This window comes from Curvibacter sp. EU05-FHT14A10, assembly GCF_058791075.1.
Genome location: NZ_JBYTDE010000006.1, coordinates 265303 through 283054 on the forward strand (window position 1 = coordinate 265303; position 17752 = coordinate 283054).

Annotated in this window: 12 protein-coding genes; 5 read left to right on the top strand and 7 right to left on the bottom strand. The window is 67.2% G+C overall.

The window, feature by feature from the left end; all coding sequences use genetic code 11:
• Positions 1–29: 29 nt before the first annotated feature.
• On the bottom strand, positions 30–1643 hold the full coding sequence (locus AC3WUT_RS13935) for an acyl-CoA carboxylase subunit beta (RefSeq protein ID WP_492347666.1): 1614 nt from the start codon (positions 1641–1643) through the stop codon (positions 30–32).
• Between the two features lie 111 nt (positions 1644–1754).
• Between AC3WUT_RS13935 and AC3WUT_RS13940 the strand changes: the two genes are divergently transcribed.
• On the top strand, positions 1755–2504 hold the full coding sequence (locus tag AC3WUT_RS13940; protein ID WP_492347667.1) for an IclR family transcriptional regulator: 750 nt from the start codon (positions 1755–1757) through the stop codon (positions 2502–2504).
• A gap of 7 nt (positions 2505–2511) precedes the next feature.
• On the opposite strand, the gene AC3WUT_RS13945 is transcribed toward AC3WUT_RS13940, so the two are convergent.
• The 5 genes from AC3WUT_RS13945 to AC3WUT_RS13965 all read right to left on the bottom strand — a co-directional run bounded on the left by AC3WUT_RS13945 (position 2512) and on the right by AC3WUT_RS13965 (position 11298).
• Positions 2512–4101: a methyl-accepting chemotaxis protein gene (locus tag AC3WUT_RS13945; RefSeq protein ID WP_492347668.1), complete on the bottom strand. Its 1590-nt coding sequence runs from the start codon at positions 4099–4101 to the stop codon at positions 2512–2514.
• Between the two features lie 85 nt (positions 4102–4186).
• Positions 4187–7921 carry a hydantoinase B/oxoprolinase family protein gene (locus AC3WUT_RS13950; RefSeq protein ID WP_492347669.1) on the bottom strand — a complete coding sequence of 1245 codons (3735 nt, stop codon included), beginning with the start codon at positions 7919–7921 and terminating at the stop codon, positions 4187–4189.
• Positions 7922–7963: 42 nt separating this feature from the next.
• Positions 7964–9211, bottom strand: coding sequence for an MFS transporter (locus tag AC3WUT_RS13955; protein WP_492347670.1), 1248 nt, complete (start codon positions 9209–9211; stop codon positions 7964–7966).
• 127 nt (positions 9212–9338) lie between these two features.
• A complete protein-coding gene (locus tag AC3WUT_RS13960) occupies positions 9339–10178 on the bottom strand; it encodes a putative hydro-lyase (protein WP_492347671.1) in 840 nt (279 codons plus the stop codon).
• A 211-nt stretch (positions 10179–10389) separates the two neighbouring features.
• Entirely contained in the window at positions 10390–11298 is a 909-nt protein-coding gene (locus AC3WUT_RS13965) for a LysR family transcriptional regulator (RefSeq protein ID WP_492347672.1), read from the bottom strand.
• A gap of 123 nt (positions 11299–11421) precedes the next feature.
• Between AC3WUT_RS13965 and arsC the strand changes: the two genes are divergently transcribed.
• Entirely contained in the window at positions 11422–11844 is a 423-nt protein-coding gene (gene arsC, locus AC3WUT_RS13970; protein ID WP_492347673.1) for an arsenate reductase (glutaredoxin), read from the top strand.
• Between the two features lie 33 nt (positions 11845–11877).
• On the opposite strand, the gene AC3WUT_RS13975 is transcribed toward arsC, so the two are convergent.
• Positions 11878–14010, bottom strand: coding sequence for a TonB-dependent siderophore receptor (locus tag AC3WUT_RS13975; protein WP_492347674.1), 2133 nt, complete (start codon positions 14008–14010; stop codon positions 11878–11880).
• 170 nt (positions 14011–14180) lie between these two features.
• Here AC3WUT_RS13975 and AC3WUT_RS13980 point away from each other — a divergent pair, with 170 nt between their 5' ends.
• The 3 genes from AC3WUT_RS13980 (at position 14181) to AC3WUT_RS13990 (ending at position 17747) form a co-directional block, all read left to right on the top strand.
• The gene (locus AC3WUT_RS13980; protein WP_492347675.1) at positions 14181–14789 is read left to right on the top strand and encodes a class I SAM-dependent methyltransferase; all 609 of its coding nucleotides are present in this window, start codon (positions 14181–14183) and stop codon (positions 14787–14789) included.
• Positions 14790–15009: 220 nt separating this feature from the next.
• On the top strand, positions 15010–16989 hold the full coding sequence (locus tag AC3WUT_RS13985) for a sensor histidine kinase (protein ID WP_492347676.1): 1980 nt from the start codon (positions 15010–15012) through the stop codon (positions 16987–16989).
• Positions 16986–17747, top strand: coding sequence for a response regulator transcription factor (locus AC3WUT_RS13990; protein ID WP_492347677.1), 762 nt, complete (start codon positions 16986–16988; stop codon positions 17745–17747). Before AC3WUT_RS13985 ends, AC3WUT_RS13990 begins: the two co-directional genes overlap by 4 nt.
• The last annotated feature ends 5 nt before the right edge of the window (positions 17748–17752 follow it).

A 17752-nucleotide genomic window follows, 5' to 3' on the forward strand; every position in this document is an offset into this window, starting at 1 on the left:
CTCGGGGTTCAGGTCTCAGATGTCGGATCTCAGAATCGGGCGACGCCGAATTGAAGGGCGCGTGGCGTGTGGCGTTCGGCCTCGCGCCGGGTGGCCAGCGCCAGGGCCAGCACGGCGCGGGTGTCGCGCGGGTCGATCACGCCGTCGTCCAGCAGGTGGCCGCTGGTGTAGAAGGCGCTGGCCTGGCGATCGAAGTGCGCCACGATCTCGGCCTTTTGCTTGACCAGCGCGGCCTCGTCGGCGGGCTGGCCGCTGCGTTCGGCCTTCTGGCGAGCCACGATCTCCAGCGTCATGGCGGCCTGCTCGCCCCCCATCACCGAGGTGCGCGCGTTGGGCCACGAAAAACAGAAATCAGGCTGAAAGGCCCGCCCGCACATGCCGTAGTTGCCGGCCCCGAACGAGGCTCCGCACATCACGGTGATGCGTGGCACCGAGGCGTTTGACAGGGCCTGGATCAGCTTGGCCCCGTGCTTGATCATGCCGGCCTCCTCCGAGGCGCGGCCGACGATGAAGCCGGTGGTGTTCTGCAAAAACACCAGGGGCACGCCGCCTTGCTCGCACAGCTGGATGAACTGGGCCGCCTTGGTGGCCCCGGCCGGGTCCAGCGGGCCGTTGTTGCTGATGAAGCCCACCGTATGGCCTTCCAGCGGCCCATGGCCGCACACCGTGGCCGGGCCGTAGTCGGGTTTGAAGTCCATCCAGCATGAGTCGTCGGTCAGGCGGGCGATCACTTCGCGCATGTCCATGGGCTGGCGCGGCGCCAGCGCCATCACACCGGCCAGGTCGTCGGTGCTCAGCCGCGGGGCCGGCCACGCAGCGGGCGGGGGCACGCGCGGCAGGGGCAGACTGGCCACGATGTCGCGCGCGATCTCCACGGCATGCCCGTCGTCGTCGGCCACATACTCGGCCAGGCCGCTCTGGCTGGCGTGCATCTCGGTGCCGCCCAGCTCTTCGTCGCTGGCCACTTCGCCGGTGGCGGCCTTGAGCAGCGGCGGGCCGGCCAGGTAGGCACGGGCCTGTTCGCGCACCATCACCACATAGTCAGACAGGCCCGGCAGGTAGGCGCCGCCAGCGGTCGAAGGCCCATGCACCACGGTGATCACGGGCAGGCCGGCCGCCGACAGGCGCGCCAGGTTGTAGAACAGGGCGCCGCCCCGGATGAACTTCTCCACCCGGTACTGCCGCAGGTTGGAGCCGGCCGATTCCACCAGATGGACCAGGGGCAGGCGGTGGCGCAAGGCCAGCTCCTGACAGCGCATCAGCTTCTGGTTGCCGGCCTCGGTCAGGGCGCCCGCCTGGATGCCTGAATCCGTCACCACCACCATGCAGCGCACCCCGGCCACCACGCCGATGCCCGCGATCTGCGAGCCCCCTGGCACGCTGTGCTCGGGCGATTCGCCGTCCATGCCGTAGCCGGCCAGGTTGCACAGCGGCAGAAAAGGCTGGCCGCTGTCCAGCAGGCGGGCCAGGCGTTCGCGTGGCAGCAGGGCGCCACGGCGCGCAAAGCGCTCGGCCGAGCGGGCCGAGGCGGCCACGGCGCGCTGCTCCAGTTGGCGCAGCTGCTCGATCAGGGCCAGCATGCCGCTGCGCTGTTGGTCGTACACCGGGCCGCTCAAGGCGGCCCGCGACTCAAAGGGTTTCATGAAGACTCCGTGTGCAAGGTTCGATGCCGGAGTCGATTGCAGCGCAGGGCCTGGAGCGCGACAATTTCGAAGTTCTTAAATGTTCACAATATGCACATTCAAGGGAAAACCATGACGATCGAGACCGCCCGAAGGGGTGTGGCCGGCGCTCAAAGTCTGCAACGCGCCTCGGGTCTGCTGTCGCTGCTGGCCCAGCATCAGGCGCAGGGCCTGGGCATGGCCGAGCTGGTGGCGCACAGCGGGCTGGACCGCACCACGGTGCACCGCATGATCAAGGCGCTGGAGGCCCTGGGGCTGGCCACGCGGCGGGCGCAGGACAAGCGCTACGGCCTGGGCCTGCAGGCCTTGGCGCTGGGGTTGGCGGCGATGCAGCACTCGCCCCTGATCGCCCGCATGACTCCTACCATGAAAGCCCTGGCCCGGCGTTGCGGGGCGCCGGTGTTCCTGGTGGTGCGGGCCGGTGACTACAGCCTTTGCCTGCACCTGGAACAGGGTGAGGCCCCGATCCGCAGTTTTGCCGACCACGTGGGCGCTACCAAGCTGCTGGGCCTGGGCATTCCCAGCTTTGCGCTGTTGTCGGCACTCGATGATGATCAGATCCGCCAGCACCTGGCCCAGCACGCCCGCGAGTACGCCCAATGGCAACTCGGCGAAGCCCGCCTGTGGCGCTGGGTTCAGCAGACCCGGCAGCAGGGCTACTCTCACATCCACGCCCAGGGCCTGACAGGTGTGGGCATGCGCTTTGCGTTGGGTGATTGCGCCGACGGTGCGCTGGGCATCGTGGCGCACGCGCAGCGCATCAGTCGCCTGCGGGCCGCGGCCCTGGCTGATCAGTTGCGTGAGGCCTTGGTGCGGGTGTGAGGGCGGGTCACGCCCTGGCCAGGCGCAAGGGTTGCGACGGCGCCACCGGGCCCAGCCTGAACAAGGCCAGTTGCTCGCGCAGCACGCTCACCTGAGCCGCCAGCGAGTGCGTGGCCGCGCTGGCTTCTTCGACCAGGGCGGCGTTTTGTTGGGTGGTTTCGTCCAATTGGCTGATGGCCTGGCCGATCTGCCCTACGCCCGCGTTCTGCTCGGCGCTGGCGGCGCTGATCTGGCTCACGATCTCGCTGACCTGGCGGATGGCGCTCACCACCTCGTCCATGGTCTGGCCCGCCTGGTCGACCAGGGTGCTGCCCTCGGCCACCTGGCCCACGCTGGTGTGGATCAGGGTCTTGATCTGGCGTGCCGCCTCGGCGCTGCGGCCGGCCAGCTGTCTAACTTCACTGGCCACCACGGCAAAGCCGCGGCCCTGCTCGCCGGCCCGGGCGGCCTCGACGGCGGCGTTCAGGGCCAGGATGTTGGTCTGAAAGGCGATGCTGTCGATCACGCCGATGATGTCGCCGATGCGGCGCGAGCTGTCGTTGATGCCTTTCATGGTGTGCACCACCTGGGCCACCACGCTGCCGCCCCGGCTGGCCACCTCGGAGGCGTCCAGCGCGAGTTGTTTGGCCTGCCGCGCGTTGTCGGCGTTGTGTTGCACCGTGGTGCTGAACTGGTCCATGGTGGCCGCCGTCTGTTGCAGGGCGCTGGCCTGGGCCTCGGTGCGCTGCGACAGGTCAAGGTTGCCCTGGGCGATTTCGCGTGCCGCATGGTCGATGGTGGTGGTGGCTTCGCGAACCTGGGCCAGGCTGTGCCCCATCTGCAGGCGCAGGTGGTTCACGGCATGGGCCAGGCTGTGGGCTTGGGCGCCACGGGGGGCGAGTTCGCTGGCCAGGTCGCCCTCGGCCATGCTCAGGGCCTGGCGGGCCACCAGGGCTGGCTCGCCGCCCACAGCCCGCTCGATGCTGCGCGCCAGCACCGCGCTCAGGGCCGACATCAGCAGGCCCAGCACCAGCAGGGCGGCCCCCGACTGCAGCAGTGCGTGGTGAAAGCCCTGCTCGATGTCGTCCACATAGTCGCCCGCCACCAGGTCCCAGCCCCAGGGCTTGAAGCGCACCACCCAGGCGATCTTGGGGCTGGGCGCCTCGCTTTGCGGGCGCGGCCACCAATAGTCCACGTAGCCGTGGCCTTCGGCCGAGGCGCCTGCGGCGGAGATGTTCACGTACAGCGGCGTGCCCTTGGCGTCCTTGAAGGCGATCATGTTGCGCCCCTTCAGTTCGGGTTTGATGGGGTGCATGGCGATCACCGAGTCGGCACCCACCACCGTCACATAACCATCCTTGCCATAGCGCTGGGCGGCCAGGCGGGCCAGGGCCTGCTCGCGTGCCTCGGCCTCGGTGAGCTGCCCTTCGCTGGCCTGGCGGGCCAGGTCACGCACCAGGCTCAGCGACATGTCGGTGATGTCGGCCAGCGCGGCGCGCCGGGCCTCGAACTGCAGCTCACGCGATTGCCAGGCATGGAACACGCTGAGGGCCAGCAGGCTGAGCCAGGCCAGCACCAGCGGCAGCCAGAGTTTTTGACGCAGGGACAAAGTAGGCATGGTGATCGACTCCAGACGGTGGGATGGGGGGAGAGCAGATGGCCCCTGCCAGCGCCCCTGGGGCCGTTGGCAGGGGCGCGGCCCGTCAGGCCTCGGTGGTCAAGGCTTGGGCCTGGGGGGCTGCGCCAGCGGTGGCAGCCGAGGTGGGCGCGCCGTAGCCGCCGCCGCCCGGGGTGTCGATGATGAACACATCGCCCACGCCCATCTCGACCTGGCCGATGTGGTCCAGGGTCTCGGTGCGGCCATCGGCCCGCAGCACGCGGTTGCAGCCCGGCTCGCCGGCCTGGCCCCCGGCAGCGCCAAAGGCACCCTGCAGGCGGTTGTTGCTCAGGATCGAGGCCGTCATCGGCCGCAGAAAGCGCACCCGCCGGCTGCCGCCATTGCCGCCCTGCCACTGGCCCTTGCCGCCCGAGCCGGCCCGGATCTCATAGGTTTCCAGGCGCACGGGGTAGCGCAGCTCCAGGATCTCGGGGTCGGTCAGGCGTGAGTTGGTCATGTGGGTCTGCACCACGCTGGTCCCGGCAAAGCCGGGGCCCGCACCCGAGCCACCCGAGATGGTCTCGTAGTACTGGTGCTCGGCATCGCCGAAGGTGAAGTTGTTCATGGTGCACTGGGCCGCGGCCATCACGCCCAGCGCGCCATACAGGGCATTGGTCACGCAGCTGGAGGTCTCGACGTTGCCGGCCACCACGGCCGCCGGGGCCCGCGGGTTCAGCATGCAGCCTTCGGGCACGATCACCTCGATGGGCTTGAGGCAACCCGCGTTGAGCGGGATGGCGTCGTCCACCAGGGTGCGGAACACGTACAGCACGGCCGCCATGGTGATCGCCTTGGGGGCATTGAAGTTGTTGCGCAGCTGGCGGCTGGTGCCGCTGAAGTCGACCACCGCTGCGCGGCGCCCTGCGTCCACCCGCACCGCCACCTGGATCTGTGCGCCGTTGTCCAGGGGCAAGGTGTACTGGCCGTCTTTCAGGGCCGTGATCACGCGGCGCACCGACTCTTCGGCGTTGTCCTGCACGTGCTGCATGTAGGCGGCCACCGTGGCACGGCTGTAGCGGGCCACCATGGCCTTGAGCTCTTGCGTGCCCTTTTCGTTGGCGGCGATCTGGGCGCGCAGATCGGCCAGGTTCTGTGCCGGGTTGCGGCTGGGGTAGGGTCCACTTTGCAACAGGGCCAGCATCTCGGCTTCGCGCAGCACGCCACGCTCGACCAGCAAGAAGTTGTCGATCAGCACGCCTTCTTCTTCGATGCGGCTGGAGAAGGGCGGCATCGAGCCGGGCGTGGTACCACCCACGTCCGCATGGTGCCCGCGCGAGGCCACGAAGAAGCTGGGCCGGGCGTCGTCGTCTTGCAGGTACACCGGGGTGACCACGGTGATGTCGGGCAGGTGGGTGCCGCCGTGGTAGGGGTCGTTGAGCACGTACACGTTGCCGGGCTGCATGCCGGGGTTGCGCTCGACCACGCTGCGGATCGACTCGCTCATCGAGCCCAGGTGCACCGGCATGTGCGGAGCATTGGCAATCAACTGGCCAGCCGCGTCGAACACCGCGCAACTGAAGTCCAGCCGCTCTTTGATGTTGACCGAGTAGGCGGTGTTCTGCAGGCGCAGGCCCATCTGCTCGGCGATGTTCATGAACAGGTTGTTGAACACCTCCAGCATCACCGGGTCCACCTGGGTGCCCACGGCGTGCACGGTGCTGCGGGCCAACACGCGCTGCAGCAGCAGGCAGCCGTCGGCGCCCATCTGCGCCCGCCAGCCGGGCTCGACCACGGTGGTCGAATTGCGCTCGGCGATCACGGCCGGGCCGTTCAGGGTGGCGCCAGGGGCCAGGGCCTCGCGTTGGTACAAGGCGGCGTCGCGCCAGCCAGCGGGGGCCTCGTCTTGCAGGCAGTACATGCGCACGCTGGAGACTAGGCTGGCCACATGCTCAACCGCGGCGTGGGCCAGGGTTGGCGCGGCGGTGCTCACGCCGGGCAGGGTGCATTCCACGTTCACCGCTTCGATCACCAGCTCGCGTTCGGGCATCAGAAAGGCAAAGCGCTGGCGGTAAGCCGTCTCGAAGTGCTCGCGCAGCGCGGTCAGGGCCTCGGGGGCCGCAGCCGCTGGCTCCCAGGGGCAGGGCAGGGCCGTGTCGGTGCCGGCATAGCGCAGCTGCAGTTGAACGCGGGTCTGCAGCGCCTGAGCACCCAGGCCCTGGCTGCTCAGCTCGCCTTCGGCCTGGGCCTGCAGGGTGGCTGCCTGTCGTGCGGCATCGGCCAGGCCCGCGGCGTCCAGCGGCAATTCGATCGAGGTTTCGCGCAGGGCGATCTGGTCAGCCAGGCCCATGCCATAGGCCGACAGCACGCCTGCAAACGGGTGGGCCAGCACCCGGGTCATGCCCAGGGCATCGGCCACCAGGCAGGCGTGTTGACCCCCCGCGCCGCCAAAGCATTGCAGGGTGTAGGTGGTGACGTCATAGCCGCGGGCCACCGAAATGCGCTTGACCGCGTTGGCCATGCTGCCCACCGCAATCTGCAGCGCGCCGGCCGCCACCTCTTCGGCGTGGGTGGGGCGGCCGCTGGCGGCGGTCATGGCCACGGCCATGGCTTCAAAGCGTTGTTGCACCACGCCGCGGTCCAGCGGCTGGTCGGCCGCCGGGCCGAACACCTGCGGAAACCACTGCGGCTGAATGCGGCCCAGCATCACGTTGGCATCGGTGGTGGCCAGCGGCCCGCCGCGCCGGTAGCTGGCCGGGCCGGGGTTGGCGCCGGCCGATTCGGGGCCCACGCGCAGGCGGGCACCGTCGAAGCTGATGATGGAGCCACCCCCTGCGGCCACCGTGTGGATGCTCATCATGGGGGCGCGCATGCGCACGCCGGCCACCTCGGTGTCGAAGGTGCGCTCGAACTCCCCGGCATAGTGGCTCACGTCGGTCGAGGTGCCGCCCATGTCAAAGCCGATCACCTTGTCGTGGCCGGCCGCCACGGCGGTGCGCACCATGCCCACGATGCCCCCTGCCGGGCCCGACAGGATGGCGTCCTTGCCCTGGAAGCGTTGGGCCTCGGTGAGGCCACCCGAGCTTTGCATGAAGTAAAGCGGCACGCCCGGCATCTGCTGGGCCACCTGCTCGACATACCGGCGCAGGATGGGCGACAGGTAGGCGTCGACCACGGTGGTGTCGCCGCGCGGCACGAACTTGATCAGCGGGCTCACACGGTGTGACACCGAGATCTGGCTGAAGCCGATTTCGAGTGCCAGGGCCTCGGCCTGCAGTTCGTGCTGCGGATAGCGGTAGCCATGCATGAGCACAATGGCGCAGGCGCGCAGTCCATCGTCAAAGGCGGTCTGCAGGGCCTGGCGCAGGGCGGCCTGGTCCAGGGGCTGCACCAGGCCGCCGTCGGCATCCACCCGCTCCTGGGCCTCGATCACGCGCTCGTACAGCAGCTCAGGCAGTTCGATGTGCCGGGCAAACAGCTTGGGGCGGGCCTGGTTGGCGATGCGCAAGGCGTCGCGAAAGCCCTGGGTGGTGACCAGCAGGGTGCGGTCGCCCTTGCGCTCCAGCAGGGCGTTGGTGGCCACGGTGGTGCCCATCTTGACGCAGGCCACGCGCTGCGGCGTGATGGCCTCGCCGGGCTGCAGGCGCAGCAGGCGGCGAATGCCCTCGACCGCGGCATCCCGGTACTGCTCGGGGTTTTCCGACAGCATCTTCAGGGTGTGGAAGCCGCCGGCCGGGTCGCGGCCCACCAGGTCGGTGAAGGTGCCGCCGCGGTCGATCCAGAACTCCCACAGGGCGTTGTTGCTGGCGTGGCTCGGGGTCTGGTTTTCAAGTGGGGAGGTCATGGAGGACATGCTCGTGCTCGGTCAAAAATAGGCAGAAAGGGGTCAGCGCGCCGGGGCGGCGCTGGGGCTCAGTTCTCGGCCCTGGGTTTCGGGCAGTGCCAGGGCGGCGATGATCACCAGGCCGTAGCAGAAGGCCGAGATCCAGCCAATCGTCTGGCCCAGGGGCAAGGTGGCACTCAGTTGGCCGATCAGGGCCGGGCAGATGGCGCCGATGGCGCGGCCGAAGTTGTAGCTGAAGCCCTGGCCCGAGCCGCGCACGTCGCCGGGGAACAGCTCCGACAGGAAGGCCCCCATGCCCGAGAAGATGCCCGACAGGAAGAAGCCCAGCGGAAATCCCAGCACCAGCATCAGGCTGTCGGTGATGGGGATCTGGGTGTAGCTCAGCACCAGGGCGGCGCCCATGGCGGCAAACAAAATGAAGCAGCGTCGACGGCCGATGGCGTCCGACAGCCAGGCGCTGGTCAGATAGCCCACGAATGAGCCGGCGATCAGCACCAGCAGGTAGGTGCTGGTGCCCAGCACCGAGAGGTGACGCTCGGTCTTCAGGAAGGTGGGCAGCCAGGTGGTCACCGAGTAGTAGGCGCCCTGCATGCCGGTGGCCAGCAGGCTGGCCAGCACGGTGGTGCGCAGCAGGCTGGGGTGGAAGATGCGCAGGAAATTGCTGCGCTGGCCGCTGGCGCGCAGCCGGGCTTGCTCGGCCAGGAACACCTCGGGCTCACCGAGGTTGCGGCGGATGTACAGGATCAGCACGGCGGGCGCAATGCCGATCCAGAACAGCACCTTCCAGGCCTGTTCGGGCGGCAGCACCGCGTACATGCCCCAGAAGGCCAGCGCCGAAGCCGCCCAGCCCACGGCCCAGCTGCTTTGCACCAGGCCGGCGGCCTTGCCGCGGTGGCGCGCCGAGATGGTCTCGGCGATCAGCACCGAGCCCACGGCCCATTCGCCGCCCATGCCGAAGCCCTGCATGGCGCGGGTGAAGAACAGTTGGCCGAAGGAGTTGGTGAAGCCGCTCAGAAAGGTGAACAGCGCAAACCACAGCACCGTCCATTGCAGCACCCGCACCCGGCCGAAGCGGTCGGCCAGCACGCCGGCGGCCCAGCCGCCGACGGCCGAAGTCAGCAGGGCGCCGGTGGCGATGTAGCCGGCCTCGGCCTTGCTCATGTTCCAGGCCGCCAGCAGCGTGGGGATCAGGAAGGTGTAGATCATGTAGTCAAAGCCGTCCACGCCATAGCCGGCAAAGGTGGCGGTGAGCGTGCGGCGCTCAGAAGGGGTTGTTTGTTGTAGCCACATGGTGAGGTTCTGATTGAGGGTTGAGGGAGGGTGAAGAAAATCCGGGTTGTGCGGGTCCCGGCCCCCGCGCACTGGGCGTTGGGGCCTGAAAGATTCGGACAGGGGGCGGGCACCAGGCCCGCGGCGCTCAGTGCGCTTGCCGCAGCTCGCGGTTCAGCCGGTCGGTGACCAGCATGTGGCCCGGTGCATGCGTGATGCAGAAGGCCGGACGTGCGGCTGCAATCGCAGCCTGAGGCGTCACGCCACAGGCCCAGAACACGGGCAGCTCGTCGTCGTGCACGGCCACGGCATCGCCGTAGTCGGGTCGGGTCAGGTCGGCGATGCCGATCAGGGCCGGGTCGCCGATGTGGATGGGGGCGCCGTGAACCTGCGGTGTGCGGGCCGTGATCTGCACGGCCCGGATCGCGTCGGCCGCCTTCAGCGGCCGCATGGACACCACAGTGGGGCCATGGAACACACCGACCGATCGGGTCGGGAGGTTGCTGCGGTACATGGCCACATTCAGTCCTTGCTCGACATGGCGCAGCGCGATGCCGGCCTCCAGCAGCGCGTGCTCGAACGAGAACGAGCAGCCCAGCGCAAAGGTCACCAGGTCATCACGCCACCAGTCGCGCAAGTCGCTGGTCTCGGCCACGCGTTCACCGTGGCGCCACACGTGGTAGCGCGGCACATCGGTGCGCACATCCAGGTCCAGCCCCAGCGCGGGCAGGGCGGGCGAGCCCGGTTCGGACACCGCCAGCAGCGGGCAGGGCGTGGGGTTGAGTTCGCAAAAGCGCTTGAAGTCCTCGGCCAGGGCTTGCGGCAGGATGGCCAGGTTGACCTGCACGTGCTCGCGGGCCAGGCCGCTGGTGTGACTCTGCAGCCGGCCTGAGCGGGCGGCCAGTCGCACCTCCAGCGCGCTGGCGTCGGGGCCGGGCAGCTCGCTCAGAGGGGCGGTGGTCGGGGTGGCGGAGATCGTGCTATTCATGGTGCGTGTCTTCAAGAGCCATCACGCGATGGGCGTGATCAGTGGCGATGGGGCGGATTGTGGAAGCCACCGCGCCTTGAATCCAACGCAAAATTTGCTGTGTTTGTCATCGAAAAAATCGATGACGCCGAGAGAATTCTCGATATTGCGAAATGCGTGCCAAGGCCATCAGGACTTACCCCAGGGGCCCGGTGCGCCAGGCTGGTGCATTTCAGGCGCCGGCGCGGCTGCGGCGTACCGGCTTGGTGCGGCCTACGTAGGCTTGTGCCGATTCGAGCACCGATTCGGCCACCCCCGAGCCGGGGTCGGCGCGGTAGCTGGCGTGGATGGGCAGGGGCGCCAAGGTCACCTCCGAGCGCAGGATGCGCAGCAACAGGCGACTCGACAGGTGGCGGGTGGCGGCGCGGGGCAGGGTGGCAATGCCAAAACCCCCTTCCACCAGTTGCACCATCGCCGAAATCGATGAGATCGCATGGATGCGCGGGGCCGGCAGACCCGCCTCCTGAAAGCGCTGCAGCAGGCTCTGGTGGGGCTGAGAGCCGCGCTGAAAGGTGATCAGATCGTGCTGCGCCAGGTCGGCCAGCGTGTAGCGTGCCTGCGCGTGCAGCGCCTTGTGGCCGACGAAGACCATCTCCATGGCCGGCATCAGCCGGGTGTGCACCTCGCTGTCGCTGCCCGCGATCGAGGTGAACACCAGGTCTTGTGCGCCGCGCCGGATCTGGTCGACCAGCACGGGCGAGGTTTCCACCGTCAGCTCCAGCTCGAAGTCGGGGTGCTGCTGGCGCACCTCCTGCAACCAGCCCGGCAGCCAGCTGTGGACCACCGATTCGATGGCCCCGATGCGCAGCGCCATCGGCCCGCCACTGCCCGAGCCCAGCTCCTGTTTGACCTGGCGCTGCAGCTCCAGCAGGCGTTGGGCATGCAGCTGGAATCGCTGTCCGGCCACCGTGAGCCGGAACTGCTTCTCGCGCCGGTCCAGCAGCACCACGCCGAGCTCTTCCTCCAGCGAGGCAATGCGGTTGGACATGGCCGATTGCGTGATGTGCAGCTTCTCAGCCGCACGGGTGATGCTTTTGAGCGAGGCGGCCCAGTGAAAAGCTTCGACGAATCGCAGGTTCATGGGAGGCGATTGTGGACGCCGGAGCGGCCTGCCAGGCAGACGGGGCTGAATTTGTTCAGGCGCCGGGCGGGCTTGTGCACCGCTGCCATCCCAGCTTCACCCAAGTTTGAAACAATACCGCCCATGAGCAACATCACCATTTACCACAACCCCTCGTGCGGAACCTCGCGCAACACCCTGGCCATGATCCGCAACAGCGGCGTCGAGCCCGAGGTCATCCTTTACCTCAAGACGCCACCTGATCGCGCGCAACTGCTGGCCCTGATCGCCGCCACGGGCCAGCCGGTGATCGAGCTGGTGCGCACCAAGGAGGCTGTGTTCAAGGAGCTGGGCCTGGATGCCCCCGGCATCAGCGACGCCCAACTGGTGGACGCCATGCTGGCCCACCCCATCCTGATCAACCGACCCATCGTGGTCAGCCCCCTGGGCACACGCCTGTGCCGGCCCTCCGAGTGGGTGCTGGATCTGTTGCCTCAGCCCCAGCAGGCCGCCTTCACCAAGGAAGACGGTCAGGCCGTGGTGGATGCGCAGGGGCGCAGGGTCTGAGCCTGGCGATGCCTTCGGGCCTGTGTCGACAGATCAGAACTCCACCTTCAACGAGGCCTTCAATGTGCGCGGTGCACCCGCGGCAAGGCGGGTGCCACCGGCGGCCCAGTACTGTTTGTCGGCTGCGTTGTCGAGGTTGACCTGCCAGGTGCTGCGTTGGCCCAGGGTGCGGTCCACATAGCGGGCACCCAGGCTGTACAGGGTCACGCCGGGCAGCCAGGCCTGGTTCAGGTCGTTCACCGGCCGGCGCCCGGTGGTATAGGCCCCGGCGTTGAGCGACAGGCCCGGCAGGGCGGGTACGTTGTACGACACGAAGTTGCTCAGCGTCTGGCGTGAGGCGTTCTCGGGCAGCTTGCCTTCATAGGCGCTGCTCACATGCTGAAAGCGCGGGTCCAGCCACTGGGCCGAGCCCTGCCAGGACCACTGACGTGTGAGCGGCCCCTGAGCGGCCAGCTCCAGGCCCTGGTAGCGCTGCTGGCCGTCGGCCACATACACGTTGCTGCTGTTGGTGTAGTAGCCGGGCCGGCGGATGTCGAACACCGCGGCCGACAGCAGCAGGCCGGCCGGGCGCTGCCAGCGCACGCCCAGCTCCTGCTGGCGGCTCACGCCGGGGGCCAGGCGCACGTTCTGGTTCACCGTTCCAGTGGGGCCTGCCTCGCCTTCTTCAAGGCCCTGAGCGTAGCTGGCGTAGGCCGAGACCTGCGGGGTGATCTGGTGGATCAGCGCGGCCATCGGGGTGGTTTTGGCCACGTCGTACAGGGCCGTGCCCTGCTCGCTGCGGTAGCGGGTATGGCGCAGGCCCGCGATCACCTGCCAGCCGGGGCGCAGTTCGATGCGGTCCACGGCGTACAGCCCGGTGTCGCTGGTCTTGAGCCCGGCGGTGGTGGGGCTGGTGGGTAAAGAGCCCCAGACCACGCTGGTGAGCGGTACCGGGCTGTACAGGTTTTGCGACGCCACGCTGTAGCTGCGCTGGTAGACCGGGTCTTGTGTTTTGTCGGTGCGGCTCAGGCCCAGGGTCAGCTCATGGCGCAGGCCCAGGGCTTGCACGCTGCCGAACAGCTCGGCGCGCAGCAGGTCTGAGCCCACGGCCAGGTGCTGGCTGTTGCCGGTGATGCGCCCGGCGCCGGTGGCAATCGAGGCCTGGTCGTTGAAGCGGAAGATCGCCAGGTTGCGGTCGCGCAGGGTTTGCGAATGGCCAGCCTCCAGCGTCAGCGCCCATTGGTCGCTGAGGGCGTAGTCAGCCCGCAACTGCGCCAGGCTCGACTCGGTGTCGAACGCGGTGTTGGCGGGCGCCACCAATTTGCGCGCATCCACCGGGTGCGGCAGGGTGATCGTGCCGTTCACGGCCGTGGGCAGGTTGATGCCGATCTGTTCGTTGGTCTGGCGCTTGTCATAAGACAGGTCGGCCTGCAGCTTCAGGCGGCTGTTGACCCGCCAATCCAGTGCTGCCGAGGCAAACCGCCGCTGGCCCTTGCCGGTGTTCTCCAGGTAAGAGCCCAGCGAGCCGCCGGCTGCGTTCAGGCGCAGACCGAACTCTTGCTCGCTGCCGAAGCGGCGCGCCATCTCGGCGCTGGCGATGGCCCGGCCCTGGTTGTCCAGCGTGATGCCGACCGAGTTCACCGGCTGGGCCCCGGCCCGCTTGGTGACAAAGTTGACCACGCCTGCCGGCGAGGTGAAGCCGTAGTACAGCGCCGAGGCGCCCTTGAGCACCTCGACGCGCTCCTTGTCCTCCATGGGGATCTGCGCAAAGTTCATGATCGGCATCGAGCCATTGAGGCGGTAGTTGGTGCGGTTTTCCACCGGCATGCCGCGGATCACCAACTGATCCCAGGTCTCGCCACCGTTTTGCTGGCGCGTCACGCCGGCGGTGTTGCGCAGGGCGTCGTACAGGCCGCTGGCCCCTTGCAGCTCCAGCACCTCGCGGGTGACCACGTTGACGGTGGAGGGCACCTCCATCACCGAGGCGCCCCGGAAGGTGCCGGCCTCCACGGTTTCGGGCACAAACCCGTCGGCGCGGGCCTGCTGTACGGTCACGGTCTTCAGCGCGGCTTCGGGTTCGCCTTCGCGCGGGGGCTGCGCCGTTTGGGCTCGGGCGCCGGGCAGGGCCAGGGTTGTGAAAAGCAGGATGGACAGGGCATTGCGCCTGGGGCGTTTCAGGATGGGCATGGGTCAGGCCGCTGGGCTGGTGGTGATGTCAGAGTCTGAATTGTATGAGAATGATTCGTATTTGAATTTGAAAGTCAAAAACTGCAAGCCGCCGTGCCCTCACCTGGGCGGCGCTGCGCCATACTCCCGGCTCCCCCAGCGGTTGGGGGTTTTGGTGACAAGGATCCGTTGTGCAATCAGCCAGTGAGCAGTGGTTTGACGAGGCGTATTACCAGCGCTTTTACTTTGACAAGAAGACCCGTGTGGTGGACGCCGGTCATGCCGAGCGTCTGGGGGCCTTTGTCTGCCATTACCTGCAGTACCTGCGGGTGCCGGTGCACCGGGTGCTTGATGTGGGCTGCGGCATCGGCCTGTGGCGCGAGGCCATCGCACGCCACTTTCCGGGCGCCAGTTACCAGGGCGTGGAGTACAGCGACTACCTGTGCCAGCGCTATGGATGGCAAAAGGGTTCGGTGGTCGATTACGCCAGCGCGCAGCCCTTTGATCTGGTGATCTGCCAGGGCGTGTTGCCCTACCTGAGCCCCGCCGATCTGACCCTGGCGCTGGGCAATCTGGCCCGGCTGTGCAAGGGCGCACTCTACGTGGAGGCCGTGGCCCGTGAGGACTATGAGCGCGACATCATCGACGAAGACCTGACCGACGCCCGCCTGTTCCGTCACCGCGCCGCGCTGTACCGACGCGGCCTGCAGGAGGGCTTTGTCGAGTTGGGTGGTGGCGTCTGGCTGAGCCGCCAGGCCGATCTGCCTTTGTTTGAGTTGGAGTGTCTGGGCGGGCGTTGACCTTGGAGTGGCGCTGCCGCAGCGCTACCATCCACACCGCAAGGTCAAGCCGCATGCGGCGCGTTGCAAGACCGCCCTCCTCGAATCTCAAGGTTTTTCCATGCCGTGGTTGTTGCTGAATCGACTTCAGATCCTTCGTCCAAGGGCGCTTTCGGATGGTTTCCGGTGTCTGATCCTGGCTTGTTTGCTGGTCATGACGGTCAGGGGCTGGGCACTTGAGATGGCGCCCGACTTCGGTGCCCGGAGCCTCAGTCTGGCCGCCGCCGCCGAGGTGCTGGAGGACCCGGAGGGCCAACTCGATTGGCCCGATCTCGATCGTCCCGAGGTCCGTGCCAGGTTTCAACCCGTGCCCCACCCTGTGGGCGACCTGAACTTCGGCTTCACGGCTTCGACTTACTGGGTGCGCCTGAACCTGGCCGCTCCCGCCGGGGCGACATCAGATTACCTGCTCGAGGTGCCCTATGCCTCGCTGGACCACCTGGATGTCTGGGTGCCGGGCCGACCGCCCTGGCGCACCGGCAGCCAGCATCCCATGAGCAGTCGTGCCTATCCCGACCATTTTTTTGTTTTTCCAGTGCACCTCGGGCCGGAGCCTGTTCAGGTCTATCTGCGGGTGCAATCCAATTACGCATTGACCCTGCCTTTGTATTTATGGCAAGCCGAGCGCTTTCAAGTCGAGCGTCAAAACACGCTGATTCTGCAATTTTTGTACTACGGCGGACTGCTGGCGCTGTTGAGCTACAACCTTTTTCTGTACCTCTCCCTGCATGACCGCCGGTTTTTGTTTTATTCGCTGTATGCCGCGACTTTTGGTCTGGGCATTTTTGCCGGCAATGGCTATGGGCGCATGGTCCTGTGGCCGGACGCGGCTCATTTTGATGAATTCAGCCAGAACCTGCTGCTGGCCCTGGCCGCTGTTTTCCTGGTTCAGTTTTCCCGTGAGTTTCTGCAGACCCAAACGCGTTTGCCCCGCTGCGACAGGCTGTTGAAAATCTGTGGCGGCGGCTTCGGGATATTGAGCCTGGGCTTCTTCGCATGCATGTTCTGGCCCGACATGCCCGTGCGCTGGTTGAACCTTGGCATGATGGCCGATGGCCTGATGCTTGGGGCCTCGTCGTTTGGCATCGGTTGGTTGGCTTTGCGCCGTGGGCATGCCTCGGCGCGTTTCTTCATCCTGGCGTGGTGCTGTCTTTCGTTGGGCATGTTGGTGGCCACCTTGCGGGCCTTCAGCTGGCTGCCCACCAATGGACTCACCTCGTATGCGCTGCAGATTTCCTCCGCTTTTGAGATGCTTTTGCTGGCCTTCGCCCTGGCCGATCTCATTCACCAGGAGCGCGCAGCCCGCACCCGGGCCCAGGACGAGGCCTTGCAATCCCACAGGCAGATGCTCGCGGCCCTGCGGGTGTCCGAAGACCAACTGGAACGCGCGGTTCAGGAGCGAACCATTCAGCTCGAAGTCGCCCTGCGCAAAGAGCAGGCCTTGATCCAGCAATACGTTCGCTTCGGTTCGATGATTTCGCACGAGTTTCGCAACCCCCTGGGCATCATCGACAGCCAGGCCAGCCTGATGCGCAAGGAGCGCGAACTCGGCCGCGATCAGACCGAAAAGCGCCTCACCATCATCGCCAGTGCCACGCGCCGCCTGGCCATGATGTTCGAGCGCTGGATGCTCACCGATCGCCTGGGCCACGCCCTGCAACACCTTGCACCAGCCCCGCTGGTGCTGACGCCGTGGCTGCAGCACCTGCTTGAACTCAATCCCCATTGGGTGAGCAACCACCTCTTGCGCACGCGGTGGGCCCCTGACGTGCCGGCGGTGCTGGCCGATGCCTCACTGTTGGAGATGGTGCTGTCCAACCTGTTGGACAATGCCGGCAAATACTCGCCCGAAGGCAGTCAGATCACACTTGAAACCTGTGCCAAACCCGGCTTTGGTGGGTTTTCGGTGCTTGACCAGGGCATGGGCATCGCCCCTGAACTGCATGCCGACATCTTCGACGAGTTCTTTCGCGTGGCGCCAGAGGGGCCGATCCGGGGCATGGGCCTGGGCTTGCCGCTGGTACAACGCGTGGTCGAGGTGCATGGCGGCCAGATCGAGCTCCGCAGTGAGGTGGGGCACGGCAGTTGCTTCACCGTCTGGCTGCCCGTGTTGAAGTCGTCGTCCCCATCCCCCGCTGAATCCGAGGTCTGCAGCGCATGAACAAAGACAAGCCATCCTGCCGAGTGTTGATCGTCGAAGACGAAGCGGATCTGCGTGAGGCCATGGTCACCTACCTTGAAATGGAAGGCTGCCTGGCCGATGGTGTGGCCGATCTGAAGTCGGCCCAGCGCTGGGTCGAGCGGCACCCCTTCGACATCCTGGTGCTTGACCTGGGCCTGCCTGATGGCGATGGCCTCGAATGGCTGGCGCAGGGACGTGACCTTCGCGACAAAGGGGTGATCATTTGCAGCGCCCGGGGCAGTACCGAGCAAAGGGTGGCGGGCCTGCGCACCGGCGCCGACGGCTACCTGGTCAAACCCGTGTCGCTCGAAGAACTGGCTTCCCTGACCCACAACCTGGCGCGACGCCTGCACAAGCCCGTCGAACGCGCACCGCGCTGGGTGCTCAGCCCGCTCAACTGGCGGTTGATCTCGCCTCAGGGGCTGGCCATCGACCTGACCCACTCTGAGCAGGAACTGCTTTGCGCGCTTGCGAAAACCCCGGGTCAGGTGGTGGGCCGTGCCGAGATCGTGCGGGCCCTCAAGCAAAACCCGCTGGACTATGACCTGCGCCGCCTTGAAGTCCTGGTGCGCCGGCTGCGCAGCAAGGTCAAAGACCAAACCGGTGGCATGCTGCCCATCAGCACGGTGCACGCTCAGGGCTATGCCTTCACTGCGCTGATCGAGGTCGATGAAGCCGAAGCGGGCAGCCCCTGGCCCCGAGGGGCCGGCCAGTCAGTGCATCAGAAGGCCGGGTGAGGGCG

Coding starts and splice junctions, on each gene's coding strand:
- AC3WUT_RS13935 (WP_492347666.1), bottom strand. CDS start 1,643: ATGAAACCCTTTGAGTCGCGGGCCGCCTTGAGCGGCCCGGTGTACGAC.
- AC3WUT_RS13940 (WP_492347667.1), top strand. CDS start 1,755: ATGACGATCGAGACCGCCCGAAGGGGTGTGGCCGGCGCTCAAAGTCTG.
- AC3WUT_RS13945 (WP_492347668.1), bottom strand. CDS start 4,101: ATGCCTACTTTGTCCCTGCGTCAAAAACTCTGGCTGCCGCTGGTGCTG.
- AC3WUT_RS13950 (WP_492347669.1), bottom strand. CDS start 7,921: ATGACCTCCCCACTTGAAAACCAGACCCCGAGCCACGCCAGCAACAAC.
- AC3WUT_RS13955 (WP_492347670.1), bottom strand. CDS start 9,211: ATGTGGCTACAACAAACAACCCCTTCTGAGCGCCGCACGCTCACCGCC.
- AC3WUT_RS13960 (WP_492347671.1), bottom strand. CDS start 10,178: ATGAATAGCACGATCTCCGCCACCCCGACCACCGCCCCTCTGAGCGAG.
- AC3WUT_RS13965 (WP_492347672.1), bottom strand. CDS start 11,298: ATGAACCTGCGATTCGTCGAAGCTTTTCACTGGGCCGCCTCGCTCAAA.
- arsC (WP_492347673.1), top strand. CDS start 11,422: ATGAGCAACATCACCATTTACCACAACCCCTCGTGCGGAACCTCGCGC.
- AC3WUT_RS13975 (WP_492347674.1), bottom strand. CDS start 14,010: ATGCCCATCCTGAAACGCCCCAGGCGCAATGCCCTGTCCATCCTGCTT.
- AC3WUT_RS13985 (WP_492347676.1), top strand. CDS start 15,010: ATGGCGCCCGACTTCGGTGCCCGGAGCCTCAGTCTGGCCGCCGCCGCC.
- AC3WUT_RS13990 (WP_492347677.1), top strand. CDS start 16,986: ATGAACAAAGACAAGCCATCCTGCCGAGTGTTGATCGTCGAAGACGAA.